Raw genomic sequence first — 15,035 nt, forward strand, 5'->3', positions numbered from 1 at the left:
CTAATCTCACAATGATGTTAATGATCGGCGAGAAAACCACTTACAAAATAAATCAAGTCAAAGTCCTGACCCAACCTTATGCAGTTAACTGCATTTTTGTAGTCATTCAAACGTTCGTAGGTTTTTATTATTACTGGCAGACGCCCTACTTCCAGATTTAACGCCCCAACAGCAATAGTGTCTTTGGCATAGCCTGATACAAAAACCGTTAGATTGTTATACTCAACTGCGCAAGAGGATTCATCGATACGTTTAATCGATAGCGCTAGCGTATTTTTCCAACCTATATCAAAAAATCCAACTGTTTCATTAACCGCTAATACGTTCAGCTCATCGGACATGCTCCTGATGAGCAAGGTCACTCCCAGCGGGTCTCCTGTTTCGAGCAAGCAAAAAGCCAACCCTCTCTGTGCCAAATAATTGTCTGGCGTTGCCTTAAGGCATCTAGAAAATAATTCTTCCGCCTCTTCGATTTCGCCATAAAATTGCTTGATTTCGCCTTTTTGTGAAAGCGCTTCGGGTAGACCCGGCTCCAGCAAGAGGCAAATTTCTATATGTTCAAGCGCGGCACTGAATTGACCTTTTTTGTATAAACACACACCTAAATTCAAGTGCGGTGAACTGAACTTCTTGTCTACATAGGTGGAAAACTCAAAATGATCAATGGCCTCATCTATGTTATCTACCTTTAAATATGCGACACCAAGATTATACAAAATTACTGCATCATCTGGGTTGTAATGATTCGCGGACTTCAAAAAATCCAGCGACAGAGGGTAATCACCTTTTTCGCCCAGCGATGAACCTTTGATGGCCAGTGCATAGGGTTGGCATGGGTCGATTTTTAGGGCTTTGTTGCAATAAGTGATTGCTTCATCGTGCTGGTCGAGGATATGCAAGATCGCAGCGCATTTAACATAGACCTGCTCGGACTCAAGCACACCCGCAAGCTCAGTGTAAGATTTGAGCGCTCGATCGTAGTCTTTTTCCTTCAACAAGGTTTCGGCGTGCGTTATTTTCGTCTCGACCTTTTCGAGGATAGTTTCCTTTTTTATTCCTATCGAATTTACGTAGCCTTGCTCAATGGCAATCTGTTTTGAGTGCTTATGCAGTAAAGCAATGGCTTCTTGCTTGGTTATAAAACCTCTAGCAGCTCTTTTTTTAGCCGCAAGCAACTGAAAATCACGTATACAGTCATCGCCATTGATAAATAAACCTTTGCTTATCCCCCAAGACACAATATGCAGGTTAACTATTTCCTCTACCTTTCCTTCGGGAACCGTGTCAACAAAACACGTCCGCGGAACGTCAAGGACACTTTTGAAGCCAAACTTAAGCAGCAACTCCTCAAAATCCTGCGAAACCAGGGTCTTTGATGCTTCACTCTCTTCAGATGACTCGAAGTTTCTGTAATGCTTTAGGTAGGTCAAAAAACTCGAAAGCTTCTTATTTATCGTCGAGCCAATAAGTATTTTGTTTTCACCAACATGCTCAATAGCTAACGGCAGAGACAACTCTTCCAGCTTCACTTGCAATAGAAGCTTTCCATGTTCGTATATTAAAGTGAAATCATCGTCCGTTTCTATTCCCTCCGACAAAAAGCCACTATTGTCCAGATTCTTCAGCAAGTAATAGATGGCGCATGAATCCTGAAAGCTTAGTCCTAATGATGAATTAGCACCACCCGTTTTGATTCTTCCAAAGTAGCTATCTTTATGCATTTTCTGGTCTTTTAGATGAGACGACGTTCCCAACCCGCTTAATCGAATGGTCAGATAATCGGCGGAAGCCTCACACGAAATCATCAGAAAATTTAATCACTGGAAAAAAGTTTGGCCAGACTCCTGCCCCATCACGCTAGGACGATAACCATCTCAGACAATTCAGGGACCCACATTACCAAAGCGGACGAACTGACAGAGCTCCTGCACAACCGCCACGCCTTGCGCTTGCTGCTTACGAGCTGGTTTGGTATACACAAATGAGATTTTCGTTTCAGGTAATGAAAGGGTTACTACTATGAAAACGACATTTTTTTCAGAATTCATGAGCGCGGCGAAAGAAGCCCCGCGGCTCTATTTTGCACCGTTGCTGGGGGCGGGTAGAGCAATCAAGGCTGAGTTTCGCCGGGTTGAAAAGGGGGACGCTGGTAAAGCGCGGCAGGCTCCCACCGGGAAGCACTGACCCCCCACTATCAAGCCCCCTTTCGGCGGTTTTTTTATTACCGCCTCCAGCAAACATGATTCTTCATTGTCTGGAAGCTCTGCGAAATTTCACTTTGACCGCCCAACCGGCTGCACCCGGCGAAACCAGTTAACTGCATTTGAGTTGATCACCAACTGTGTGGAACTTGGCCATTTATCCTCGTAACCATGACCGGCCAACAACGACCCATGGTCGCTCGCGAACGTCAGACCAACTCATTGAGCATTTGATCATGAGTACGCTGATATCAGCGCGAGCCTATGCCCTTACAGACGAGATTGTATAAAAATGCCCCCCTTGCTACGCCAGGTTTGGCGCCTTCTTCGCGGTGCCAAAGTCACTACCTACGCCCTTTTGATGCTTGGCCCCATGTTTGTCCGTCCTCTTGACTTCGTCAGACAACCAGACCAAATCCAGCCAGCCTATGCAAAGCTTCCAGGACTTAAAAGCGCACCGTTGTTGGTCTCTGGCGTCTGTGCGGCTTCAGCTCAATCGGTATACCAGTGGGTGTTTTGGCTGGAAATGAGCAAACCCGCTCCTGCAGCGCCCTCTGCCGATTTGCTGCTGCGACTGCACAACAGCGAAAGCTTGTACTTCTGGGGTGCCTTCGCACTGACCACGATGCTGGTGTATGTCCTCGCGTTCCTACGCTGGGGTTATCACTGCGGTTTCATCCATGTGCTACGTAAATGGCGACCCGAGTTGAGGAGGCCGCCACTGTTATATTTTGTGGTCACAACGGCGGCATGGGGGCTATGGCTAAGCCTCTACAGCGCGATTATTGTCCGTGGCCTTTGGCAATGGAAAGCCCAAGGCGATCTAGGCGAACTTGTCAGCGCCTTTGTTCAATCACATCAAGTCAGCGCGTTGGTAGTGCTGTTGATTATTGGTGCGGCCATGAAGCTCGCCGGACGCAACAGTGAACGGGGCATGAAAGCCATATACGGCGGCTCTAGCTGGCTGTACGCCCTAGTCAGCATGTTTGCTATTGGAGTGTTGGCATTGTTGACGCTTTTGTTGGTAAAGCTGTTGCCCGCGGTTGGATAGCAACGTACGGCAAAGAGTAGCAATCTTCGATGTGAGGATCTTTTCATTCCCATACTCGACGCATATGTCTCGCGCTTATGGGACTGGCTGAGCAGGCGCCTGTGTGAGACTTCCCAGCTTGCCCAATAGCAGGTGCACGGAATGCGGCAGCTGTGTGCAATTGGCCTGTCGTTGTCCTACAGCAATTCGGGGTCTGGAGTGGTCTGCAATCCCCAATACAGGCAATTGTTGGACGCGCCACGGCGAGGTTCCGATCGCCAATCAAACGCCCCTGCTGAGCTGTCGACCAAAATAGCGATCGAGGGTAATCCTCAATCTTGTAAGCCTAATTTTTGCACTGTAAACCGCGTTGGTTTACACGTCATTAAAGTGGTTTACACGAAGCCGTATCACCACCCCGAAGACCTTGACGCAGCTGGTTTGCCGGCGCACCTTCCTGCCTCGATGAGAGCTTCACGACCCTCCCCTTGGCGAGTTCATTCAACTGCCATCTCCAGCAATCAAATTCCACCTGAAAAAGCCAGGAAGCGATCCGTGATAACGGCGTACAACTCATTGCGTTTCACAGTACACGATGAAGCAGGTTCTTTTGAACAGCCTGTAAATAAGCGAGAAAACCCGCCGAAAAGCGGATCTTGGTTGGGGCCAATTTTCATGGCTTCGCAGTGGCATCCAGTGGCGTCCGCCCTTCTGCTTCCTCCACCTGGCGAAACTCAGCCTTGATCGCCCTGACCGCCCCCATCAACGCTACACAATAGCGTCGCGGGGCTTCGTTCGCAGTGCGAATGAATGCTGAAAAAATGTCGTTTTCACAACAGCAACGCCTCGCGACCTGAAACCGAAAATCCCTTTACCTTTAGCAGCCCGGTCGTCAGCGGCAAGCGAATCCGGAGGGTCCAGCCGTCCCACTCTGACAGCCTCAATGTCGCACCTGGCTGAGTGGCGGCGATGACGACTTTCGCGTATTGCGCACAATCTAGTCAGCCCGTCGTTCATTTGCCACGGTCAAGCTTATCTCTGATTTTATTGAAGCGGTAACGCTCAGCCATTCGAGCGTTTACACTTGTTTTGTTAATCTTTTCGATGGCTTGCTCGTCGAAGGACGCCAAACTAATCGCCCCGCCAAGCGGCCAGGTATTTTCGATAAAATCATCGACCGTCCGGCATTTGTACGCATAGTACCAATGGCTATAACCCAATGCATGGGCCAACATTTCATACATCGCTCTGCATTTAATTGTGGAGCCCGATGCACTGGCGAGTTTCCGTAATTTTTTGTTGGTGAGTCTGCACCGATACAAAGGAAGTCCAGGACTCAGTGCAATCAAGACAAATCGATCGGCCAATCGATCGTCGCGAAAAACGTAATCGGCGTCCGGGTACCAACCACGAAGGTTGTTGGCCGCCAGAAAGGATTCAAAATGCTCACCCAAATGCACGACAGCCGCACGCGCGGTGATTTGTTGGGGCACGTCTTGAGGCGGTAACTCAATAATCGTTGCCATCGCTTTTCACCTCCTACGAGTTGGGTTCGAAACAATTCATCCGCGAGCGCAGCGGTCTCCCGCATGGCCCACCCTTCTCAGCTCACCCCGTGTGGCCGCCGGTCACTGGAGGACTGACAAAGGATGGCCAGCAAACTGTGCCTGGAACCTTGGCAGGGCCATGCCTCTCCCGCCGTCCGACCGATCAGGGCGACGCCGTCGGATCGCTCAACGGGCCCAATCGCCAAACGGCACATCCGCCTCGATGTAGCGCAGCGCCGACTGCACATCGCGCCAACCGACATACTCCATCAACGCCTTGCTGCTCCACTGGTTGCGACTGGCCCAGGTGGCAAAACCGCGGCGCAGCGAATGCGCGGTGTACCCCTCGCCAGCTTCACCGCTGCGCACAAACGCCAGACGCAAAATGCGCGAGAGGCTGTTCGGGTTGACCGGCTCCTTCGCGACATGCCCCCAACGATCGATGGCGCGAAACACCGGCCCGTGGTGGAGGCCACTGACTGCCAGCCAGTGCTGGTAGGCGTCCACGGGACAGAGTCGCTTCAGGGCCGGGAGCACCAGGGTGCGGCCACGATGGTCACGATCGGTCTTGCTGCTGGCGAGAAAAATCTCCAGCGCTTGCCCTGCGCGCAGCTGGATATGCTCGATACGTAGCCGGCACAATTCGTCGCCGCGCAACGCCCGCCAAAAACCCATCAGGATCAAAGCCTGGTCCCGCGCCGCACGCAGCCGCACCGCCCGTTGTTCAGAGCTCAACTGCAGGGCCAAGCCCTCAATGCACGCTTCCAATTGCTGTAACTGCAGCGCTTCGGCCTGCTTGAGCGGTTGTGGATGCAGCGCCTGAATCCCGCGCAGCACATCGCGCACCCGCGACGCTTTGGTTGGATCATCGAAGCCGTACTGCTGGTGCCATTGGGCCAGGGCCGCCAGGTGCGTGCGCAAGGTATTGCTGGACAACTGCCCACCATAGGCCGCCAGGTAACGCACGATATTTTCACTGGAGGCCGGCAGCACCCCGCCCCACTCGACTTCAAAGTGTTCAATGGCCTGGGCATAACGCCGTTTGGTGCTGTCGCGGCGCGCCGCCTGCAGGTAGCGCTCGGCTGAATCGCTCATTCCACCTCCCGCATACCGCGATTTCGGGGCCTGGCCTCGAAAAAGTCTGGTCACGTTCAAGAATTCAGCATTCTCGAACGCCAGTCCGTCCGAATTCCTGCCGTCGCAGAGGCAGGGTTACAGCTGTAATTGCATACTCCGTAAACCAGTACGAAATCGTCGGAGTCAGGCCATGGCACGCGGAGGCATCAACAAGGCAGTGGTGCAAATCGCCCGCGAAGCGCTGCTCGCCCGTGGCCAGCACCCCAGCATCGACGCGGTGCGCGTGGAGCTGGGCAACACCGGTTCGAAGAGCACCATTCAGCGCTATCTGAAGGAGCTCGGCGCCCGAGAGCAGGCGCAGCCGCCCACCCCCGACGAAGAACTGCACAGCTTTGTCGCCGGTTTAAGCGCTCGCCTCACCGTGCTTGCCGAACAGGCGGTCGCCGAGGATCGCCAGCGCCTGCAGCGGGATCGTTCAGCGTATGAGCAGCAGCGGTTGCAGCACCAGGCACAACTCGATCACCTGCAGAGCGCTTACGCCGGCCTCGATCGTGAGCTGCAGGCCCTGCGCGAACACGAGCGAACACTCCAGGAGCAGCTGCGCCAAGCGGACGGCGAATGTCAACGCTTGGGCCAGGTGGAACACGACCTGAACCAGCTGTTGGTCGAACGGACGACGCACCTCCAGTCGCTGGAGGACAAGCACGGCCAAGCACGTGAGGCGCTGAAGCACTTTCGCCTACAGCATCTGTCCCAGCGCGAGCAGGAAACCCAACGACACGACGCGCAGGTTCAGCAGTTGCAATACGAGTTGCGTGCACTACGTATCAGTCTTTCGGACAAGCAGGATGAACTCGCTCGCCTATTCCAGGACAACGAACGGCTAGTCGGTGAACTGCGCCACCAGGGCCAGCAAGATCGCCAACGTGAACGTGCACTGCAGCAGTTGCGACAACAAAACCAGGACGCGGAAGTCCGCGAGCAGAGCGCGCAGGCGCAGGTCCAAGCGTTGACCACCGAACACGCCAGCCTGCGCGAGCGGGTCAAGCGTCAGGTGCTCACGGAACGGCAAAGCCGTCGCGAGCTAAGGTTCCAGCGGCAACAGATCGAGCGCTTGCAGGAATTGCTCAGCCAATTGGCACCACCACTTTCGACCACCGACGACAGCTAACTTTGCTTTCGCTGGCCGCCTCTAGCTGAAGCGCGCTACGACGGGCGCAGGTTCGGTCGCTGACGAAGCGGAAAAGTCGGCCCATTCACCGATTGCAAAACGATCACGTCGGTGGCCCTTGAGCGCAGCCTCGACCCACTTCGCATGCCGCGTTGACCGTTCAAAAGGCGCCGGCGGACCGACCAGCGCCGAGGCGTCCTGTCGCGGCCATGATTCGTCCGGCCAGCAATGCTGGAAAAGGGTGCACGCGTAGAGGTCCCAGCCAGAGATCACGCCGCGATAGCGCAACCAGTTGCCGTACCGGTCGAAATCCTCACAGACCTGCGCAAAGGCGGAAAAATCTGATGGCCAACCATCAACGAGCGGAAAAAATCCGCGCTTGAACAATTGATTAAGCAGCTCGTAAAGCGGTTCACGAACGAAGCAGCCTGGTTCAGCCATACACACTAAGATCAGGTAATTCAGGAAATGCGCGCGCAACCAATGACGATGGGATTTGAAGTGTCCAGAGGTCGAGCCCAATAGGGCGAGGACATACCCCAAGTTGCGCCAGTCGGGGCAGGCACACAGGCGACGCATCAGAACGGGGCCAAGCACCGGGAGCAGGCAGCCGCTTTTTAGATGCAGGGTCTGCGCCAAGTGATCAGTGTGACGGCGCTTATCCCAGAGAGTACTCAGGACCTCCCACAACGGGTCAGTCGTCACGGACTGCAGTGCTGGATAGTCCATCAATAGATCGCGCAAACAATCTCTGCGGAGCTCACTGCCTTTCAGTAGCCGCGGCCATTTGTTGTTACGCGCCAACCTTACCAACGGATGATGCTGGTGTGCCCACTCGCAACCACATCGCTCCAAAGCCGGTCCGGTGTGGGGACATGCAAAACAACTGCAGAGACTATGGGCAACCACGCGGCCTCTCAGTTGCCCTACCACCGATGAACAGGCCATGGCACACCACCGCTCTCAGCGACTAACACCTGGAGTGAAGCACACTGTTGGCTGACGCGAGTGGGCGCTCCAACGGCAGACACAACAGGCATTGATAATCCGGCGCAAAAGGTCAGTAGCGTCAATGACATAGCGTCTCCCATCAACAACCCTTTCAACGTCGACCTGCGGTCAAGAATGGTGTTGAATAATATTAACATCACCAACACCTCAGCAGCCGTTGTAACGCGCTGGGAGCGCCATCCTCCATGAGCACCATACTTAGTTGGTATCGCCTGCTGAACGCAGTGACTGCAGGTCGCCTCAGTGCAGATTTCGCATCTGGTTCGCCTCGCCTGAAGCCCACGGTGTCGATTTATCTGCAACCGTCAGTCATTCAACGAGTGCACTATATAGCGCTTCGGCCCCACGCTTGCCCTCGGCGGACAACGCTGCCGCTGGCCAACTTCCATCGCTGTCCCTCGCTCTCTTGTCACGCAACTACGCCACCCAACCTGGATCTGTTTCGCCGGGGATGTTTCCTGCGCGCGAGGGAGTTTTCTCGTGACCACGAACACGGCTTGGCCGGTTACCTGTTGGATGCGCTGGGGGTGAAGGTAAATATCGAGTCGCTGACGGCGTGGGCGCCCGACATCCTTGTCAACGACCCTAAGGGTGGACCTCTGCAAGTCATATCCCTCTTTGACGTACAGACACGCGTTGTACTCGGACTACACATTTGCGTCAGGCATGCGGCATGCGAATGGCTACTGGGGGCGGTCGAAGCCTTAGCGAATCAATCACCATCACGACCCAATATCCGGCCTACCCAGCATCGCACCGGCACCCTGACTCACCTGCGCAGCGGGTCCCGCCAATGAATCAACTGTCGAGAGTCAAATTACCTGAGCTGTAACGGCTGCCCGCAGTCGCGCTCACAATCTTATTGCCAAACGTCATCAGCCCCAGCGGTCCTAATCGAGCAGTACGGGTAACACCGAATTACCTGAGGAACCAGCCATGGATCTTTCGCTAAACATCAGCAGTGCTCAACAAGGTTATACCCTCGGCCCAGCCAGGCCCGTGGTATCCGGCAGGCACGGCAAACTCGTGACTTTTTTTGCCTCACAAAAAAACGCGGCCTCCATGGGTTGCGAGTCGTTGCTGGAAGCCGACTATTGCATGTACCTGGAATACCTTCCGTCCATCATCAGGTATCAGGCGCAGCCCTACACCATCTACTTCCGCGACCCGGCGCTACGTTACACACCCGACTTCTTCGCCACCCTAGATGATGGCCGGCAGGTACTCTATGAAATAAAGAGTACCTGCGGTGGCCGAGACCCAAGGTGGCAGCAGCGACGTGCGCGGCTAGAGGAGCTGCTGGGAATTAATGGATTGAATTTTGAATACGTCGAAGAGCATCAGTTCCGGCACCCCGTACTGCTGACTAACCTTCGCACCCTGTACCACTTCGGCTTCAATGGAACCCCCTCCAGTGTTCCGTCCATCATTCGCCTATTGCGTCAGCAACCGGACCAGCAGGCCACGATCAAGCAGTTGATCTGTTTAGGCGTACTTCAGAAAGACGTCACTTTTGCACTTTTCCATCAATTTCTTAGCTGTGACCTCCGGCACCCGCTGGATCTGCGCAGCAAGGTCTGGGCCGTATAAATGAAAAACTCACTGAAGATGGTCGTCGGCGAGCATTACCGTTACCACGGGGCTGACTATCAAGTGATGGATATCGACGGAGACCGCATTCAGTTGCGAGCGCTTCGGGCGAGCATCAGCCCAGTGTTTCAAAGCCTTGAACGCCTAATACGCGCCCACAAGAATGGTGAGTTACGAAAGATACAGGAAGCCCCTTTCGCCCCTGACGCCACACTAATAAGCGCAGCTGTAACCCCTGCACACAAAGCAAAAGCAGAGAGGAAAGAGTTTTTCTTGCTGCAGATTAGGGACCGATTTGGCGGACGGCTCCCCAGAACACACGTGGAGCGGTTAGCAAAAGAAATTGCAGCGCAGCGTGGTGAACCTAAAGCACCGAGCTATGGCGCACTCTATCTTTGGAATCGAGCCTATGTGGCGGGCGGCGAGAACATCCTTTCTTTGACGCCCAAGACACGTCGTCCCACCCTGCATCGTCTGTACCATCAGCCTGAGGAGATACAAGAGCTCATCAAGTTAAATGTCGATCAACTCTACTTCAGTCGAACACCATGCAATAAGACCGAGGTGATCGACGCTATTCATTGCGCCATCCGAACGACTAATCAGAGCCGTAGCCCGATTCATCAACTGACCGTTCCTTCGCTCAGCACCTTGTACCGGATCATCGTTGAGCTGGACCGCTATGAAACCGATCTTCGTCAATTGGGGTATCACGCTGCAATCAAGAAGCAAAAATGGAGCCGAAAATGCCGTCAACCCTACCGTCGCTTTGAATTGGTGGAGGGTGATACTCACACACTGGACATCGAAACCTGCGACGTAGACGGGAATCCCATTGGTCGGGCTTTTCTCACGGTGTTATTAGAAGTGCGCACCCGCATGATTGTGGGTTGGGACATTTCCTACAACCCACCATGCCTGGAAAAAACGATCCGAGCATTGAAACACTCACTGCGCAGCGACAACCCATATGGTGGTCTCGGGTGCAACTATCGTTTTGACAACGGCCTCGACTATGTCGCCGATCATATAAAGACGACGCTCAGCGGGCTGGGGGCTCATATCACTTTTTGCGAGCCGGGAAACCCTGACCAGAAACCGCACATTGAAAGCTTTTTCAAGTCATGGACTACCTCCATCGTCCATTGCATGCGGGGTACCACATTCTCCAAACCCAATCGATATGACTCTGAGGGCAACGCGATCTACACGATAGAAGACCTCAAGCGACGCTTTCAAGACTGGCGGGACACGTTCTATCACGTCAATTTTCATAGCGGTATCGGAATGGCTCCCAAAGAACTCTGGGAAAAGGACGAAAACGATCGCCACGAATTCGCCTTGAAAAAATACAGCGAAGATGACCTCAACAGACATTTCCTGAGCGTTGCCTATGTGACACCTAATAATGGCCGATTAAGATATAAAGGACTCGCGTGGACCGGTCCGGCCGTGAGTTTCCTTGCTGGCAGGCGCCCCGGTAAAAAAAAACTCCGCTGAGGCTGTTATACGATGTGAGCGAACTTGGGCATGCGTGGGTATTTGATCCAGAACAACCTGGGCATGTGTACCAAATCGACGCAGTCGACCCCGATTATCAAATCGGCCTGACTATGCACTTGCATGACCGCATCAAAGCTCGACTGGGCAGCACACAAAAATCAATTAATTACCGAACCGCGCGAGAAGCACGCGTGCGCATTCTTCATGAAATAGCCAACGCCAATACCAAACGCCGAAGAAAAATACGGGAAATTGCTGAAGAGCATGGAGATTTTAAGGCACTTCCAGCATTAGGCGCCCAACAGATTGGGCACATCGAAGCGGGAGCAGAAGCAATCGCGCATTTCCATCTCCATCCTGAAACCCCTGCGAGCTATGAAGTGGTGGTGACAAAAAATGAAAACGACCCTCCGAAATGATGTTCTCAAAGAATTCAGCCTACAGACTATCTTCTTTCCTAACTTTCGCTTTGCCTACTCACAGTTTCAGAAGGCTGTCGAAACAACGGGTTTGCGCCAGACTGCCAGTTGCGCATTTTTGATCGGTCAGTCTGGTTCAGGAAAATCCAGGCTGTGTGAACTCTTCCGAGATTCCTTTGGCCCGAGTCGCGAAGAGGTGGACGCAGATGGTATCCATAAAATTATTCCAGCACTGTATTGCCTTGTGCCTGCTCCGGTCACTATTAAGGGGATCTGTGTGACGTTGCTCAAGCAGCTTGGAGAATATTCACCCTATAGTAATGTTCACGAACTGAACAATTTGCTAGTGGCCCGTTTAAAAACATGTAAAGTCCGAGTACTTATCTTTGATGAAATTCAGCGCCTTTTGAAACCAGAAGCTGAAAAGACCCGTGACGGTACGTTAGATTGGCTGGTCGCGCTGTCGAGCCTCAGCCACCTCCCGATCATATTGTCGGGAACTGAACAGTGTAGTGAATTATTTGATGGGAATGCGCCATTTGCGCGCCGTTTTTGCTATGTGGCCAATCTGGGTTATTTCAAATACGAGGACCATGCCACCTCCGACTTTCATCTGACGTTACAGGGTCTGGATCAAGAACTTTACCGCTTGGCTAACTTCGCAGGCGAAGAACATCTCCATGACGTGTCAATCAAGATTCCGCTCTATGTGGCCAGTGTAGGCAATCTGGAATATGTGCGGCAAATTATTTACGAAGCAGTGAGCATCTGTCTTAGTCGCGCAGCTCTAACCCCAACACTTACCCGAGCCGATTTCATCGACGCCTGTCGAGTCTTGTTGCTGCCCCTAAATCTCGCCAAGGGCGATAACCCTTTTACAATTCCTCTGAGCAAGAGCTTGTCGCTAATAGAGAAATATGAAGATGAAAAAACTAATCTTCGTTCCGATGCCGCTCGCGGAAGAAAGCCCGCATAGTTTGGTAAAACGTGCCGCACGATGCCACGGGTTTGCAACGGCGGGACAACTTAACGGTTTATGTATTGGCCCACAAACTTTTCGATCTATGTCACTCACCCAAAATTCAGACTTTGCAAAATTATTTGTCGCTGAAGCCGGTATCTATGGACCAAGTGTTCAGAATGGCTTCTACGCAACGATTGAAAGGCCCAAGCAACGGAGGCGCTTTGTCATCGGCGGCATCGAAATTCCCGTAACGTATCTACGCCTACGCACGGGAGCGTATTGTGACGGTTGTTTCGACCAAGGGTGGGAACGTCAAGTTCGGGATTTGAAATTTGCAGAATTTTGTCCATATCATCTAAAAAAGTACCTCACCCATTGCCCTGAGTGCCAGATGCCAGTCGAGTGGTGGCATGCACTCGATGGGAAATGCAGATATTGTTATACAGCAATGAAATGTCAGCCCTGTACGATTGTTGAATGCAGACCAGAACGAAAGCTGGTAGAACTAATGCGTACCCATAGCCAACTTGACTTCGACCGATTACTTACCTTGACTCGCCAACTTGGCTACGCCCCCGAAAAACCGACAATGCCTGATACCGAGCGGCGAATGATATTCATTGGCGCACTTTCGATCATGACAGATGACTCCAGCGCAATATTGGAGCATTTATTTAAGTTACATAGCCTACACCCCAATGTGGAAAAATTTTGGATTGCAGCGCGTTTTAGCCTAGTAACTAATCCCGACACGCGAGAAGCATCAAGAATCTTTCTGGAAACAAGATGCGAACCTGTGCCGAGTTTTGCTCACAACCATGATCCTCTCCTACTTACCCTAAGACAGCTCCGCTCAGTGTTAAATGCAAGCGTCGCGCAGATGGCAAAAATCAAGAAACGTACGCCGTTTGCACAAAGGCCGATATACTCCGGTTTTACAGTAGACGAGGCAATTATTCTCGCGAGCAAAGCAAAAGAATTCCTATCAGCGGATGATGGGCGCCTACCAATTGCAAAAATAGAAATGTTAAACAGATCAAGTGTTTGCCAAGAGCTTGGTATTTCGCAGGCTGCATTAAAGACATACGTGCAACATGGTCTACTCAAACCATATTTAGGCCAAAAAAAAACGCCGTTCTTCTTCCGTTCAGACATAGAACAATTTTCAAAACTTTACGAGCCTCTTCAAAAGCTTTCTACAAAAATTGGTATGACTGTCCGCAGGCTTCACCCAACACTTGACTTGATGAATATTGAAATAGTTCCCAATCGAGGACTCAAAGATCGATATTGGCTCGTAAAAAAAGCTGATATTGATCGCATCATCAGCGCCAACAAAAAGAAAACAATTAAAAAACCGCGCCAGTTTTTAGCTTTGAGCCCAGTTGACTTCAGAAACAACCCACCAACAGATTATGTCACAATAAGAGAAGCAGCAAAAATGCTAGAAATGGTAATAGAAAACGTAAATTCCGCCATAGAAACACGTATGCTTCTGGGTGTCTGTCGCGGGCGACACATGCGAATTTATATCCCAAAAATTGAAATAAAAAAATTCAAGACCAGGTATTGCACAACCGTACAAGCCGCCAGCCTCATTAAGGTTCACTACCCTCGAGCACCTGATTTGTTATTTGGTTTAGGTGTGCGCGCTGTAATCGGGCCAACGGAAGGCGCTCGCGACAATGTTTATAAAGCCACAGACATCTTGAGGGTGGCTAAACTAACAAAAAAGGAGGACCCGAGAGAGCATTTCAACTATTTAAGCAAAACTCTCACCGCAAAGCGCCTTAACATTTCTCCTGCCACCCTATTGAAGCTAATGGCCGCCGGCTTAATAAAATACACAAAAGGAAAAGAAGGAACTTATTTCAGACCTAGTTGGCTAGATCGATTTAAAGAACGCTATATTTTACCAGGTGAGCTTTTGAAACTCGCAAGTCTATCACCAAACATGGTCTCTCAAATGATCGACGCGCTTGGCAGCATGGGCATACTACCCATAAGCGTTAACAACGAAAATCAACATGCTTATGTTTACGAACGGAAAACCTTAGGTGATGCATATGATAAATTTCTTAAAAAAATGGCCTGCCTAGACAAATCCAGAAAATACAGAACCTATATAAAACACACTACTAGACCTCTACCAGACGGATACATACCAGTAAAAAACTTCCTTAAGACCTATGACATATCTTCCACTGATTTCTCAAATTTATTCATAAAATTTTGCTTTATTAATACGAAGACTTACAACCAAGAAAAATACATTTCTGCAAGTGATGGAAAGAAATGTGAAGCCATTCTTAAAAACTACTGCACCCGCACGACGGCTAGTCATATCACACCTGGCGGTTATGGAAAAATTACAATCCTGCTTCGCTCTGGCATTCTAAAAAATGAAACGCCTATCCCAGCCAACCATACCCAAACCAGATTAATCAGCAAATTAAAACTTAAAAAATACTTAGACTCCCTAGCCTCCTCATCCCCCAACGAATAAAACCTTTGCGCCTCAG

The 15,035-nt window shown here is 51.4% G+C and carries 12 protein-coding genes; 8 read left to right on the top strand and 4 right to left on the bottom strand.

What is annotated here, in order from left to right:
• Positions 1-17: 17 nt before the first annotated feature.
• The gene (locus BLU46_RS06075) at positions 18-1,721 is read right to left on the bottom strand and encodes a tetratricopeptide repeat protein (RefSeq protein WP_172834521.1); all 1,704 of its coding nucleotides are present in this window, start codon (positions 1,719-1,721) and stop codon (positions 18-20) included.
• Between the two features lie 298 nt (positions 1,722-2,019).
• Here BLU46_RS06075 and BLU46_RS33035 point away from each other — a divergent pair, with 298 nt between their 5' ends.
• Positions 2,020-2,184: a hypothetical protein gene (locus BLU46_RS33035; protein WP_172834522.1), complete on the top strand. Its 165-nt coding sequence runs from the start codon at positions 2,020-2,022 to the stop codon at positions 2,182-2,184.
• 390 nt (positions 2,185-2,574) lie between these two features.
• Positions 2,575-3,252, top strand: coding sequence for a hypothetical protein (locus BLU46_RS06080; RefSeq protein ID WP_157721290.1), 678 nt, complete (start codon positions 2,575-2,577; stop codon positions 3,250-3,252).
• A gap of 992 nt (positions 3,253-4,244) precedes the next feature.
• Here the strand turns inward: BLU46_RS06080 and BLU46_RS06085 are convergent.
• On the bottom strand, positions 4,245-4,757 hold the full coding sequence (locus BLU46_RS06085; RefSeq protein ID WP_093199822.1) for a hypothetical protein: 513 nt from the start codon (positions 4,755-4,757) through the stop codon (positions 4,245-4,247).
• Between the two features lie 207 nt (positions 4,758-4,964).
• Positions 4,965-5,873, bottom strand: a complete 909-nt coding sequence (locus BLU46_RS06090) for a site-specific integrase (RefSeq protein WP_093199828.1) — start codon at positions 5,871-5,873, stop codon at positions 4,965-4,967.
• A 172-nt stretch (positions 5,874-6,045) separates the two neighbouring features.
• On the opposite strand from BLU46_RS06090, the gene BLU46_RS06095 reads away from it, so the two are divergent.
• Positions 6,046-7,026, top strand: coding sequence for a DNA-binding protein (locus BLU46_RS06095; protein ID WP_093199833.1), 981 nt, complete (start codon positions 6,046-6,048; stop codon positions 7,024-7,026).
• 21 nt (positions 7,027-7,047) lie between these two features.
• On the opposite strand, the gene BLU46_RS06100 is transcribed toward BLU46_RS06095, so the two are convergent.
• Positions 7,048-7,770, bottom strand: coding sequence for a hypothetical protein (locus BLU46_RS06100; protein ID WP_231988879.1), 723 nt, complete (start codon positions 7,768-7,770; stop codon positions 7,048-7,050).
• 1,203 nt (positions 7,771-8,973) lie between these two features.
• On the opposite strand from BLU46_RS06100, the gene BLU46_RS06105 reads away from it, so the two are divergent.
• The 5 genes from BLU46_RS06105 to BLU46_RS32815 are packed head-to-tail and all read left to right on the top strand — an operon-like array spanning position 8,974 to position 15,019.
• Positions 8,974-9,627 carry a transposase gene (locus tag BLU46_RS06105; RefSeq protein ID WP_093199843.1) on the top strand — a complete coding sequence of 218 codons (654 nt, stop codon included), beginning with the start codon at positions 8,974-8,976 and terminating at the stop codon, positions 9,625-9,627.
• Positions 9,628-11,127, top strand: a complete 1,500-nt coding sequence (locus BLU46_RS06110) for a transposase (RefSeq protein WP_231988880.1) — start codon at positions 9,628-9,630, stop codon at positions 11,125-11,127. It begins immediately after the preceding gene.
• 14 nt (positions 11,128-11,141) lie between these two features.
• Positions 11,142-11,549, top strand: coding sequence for a hypothetical protein (locus tag BLU46_RS33190; RefSeq protein ID WP_231988881.1), 408 nt, complete (start codon positions 11,142-11,144; stop codon positions 11,547-11,549).
• Complete coding sequence (locus BLU46_RS06115; RefSeq protein ID WP_093199849.1) at positions 11,527-12,525, top strand: ATP-binding protein; 999 nt, start codon at positions 11,527-11,529, stop codon at positions 12,523-12,525. Before BLU46_RS33190 ends, BLU46_RS06115 begins: the two co-directional genes overlap by 23 nt.
• Positions 12,473-15,019 carry a hypothetical protein gene (locus tag BLU46_RS32815; protein WP_157721291.1) on the top strand — a complete coding sequence of 849 codons (2,547 nt, stop codon included), beginning with the start codon at positions 12,473-12,475 and terminating at the stop codon, positions 15,017-15,019. Before BLU46_RS06115 ends, BLU46_RS32815 begins: the two co-directional genes overlap by 53 nt.
• Positions 15,020-15,035: the final 16 nt, after the last annotated feature.

It is taken from the genome of Pseudomonas yamanorum, from assembly GCF_900105735.1.
Taxonomy (GTDB): Bacteria; Pseudomonadota; Gammaproteobacteria; order Pseudomonadales; family Pseudomonadaceae; genus Aquipseudomonas; species Aquipseudomonas yamanorum.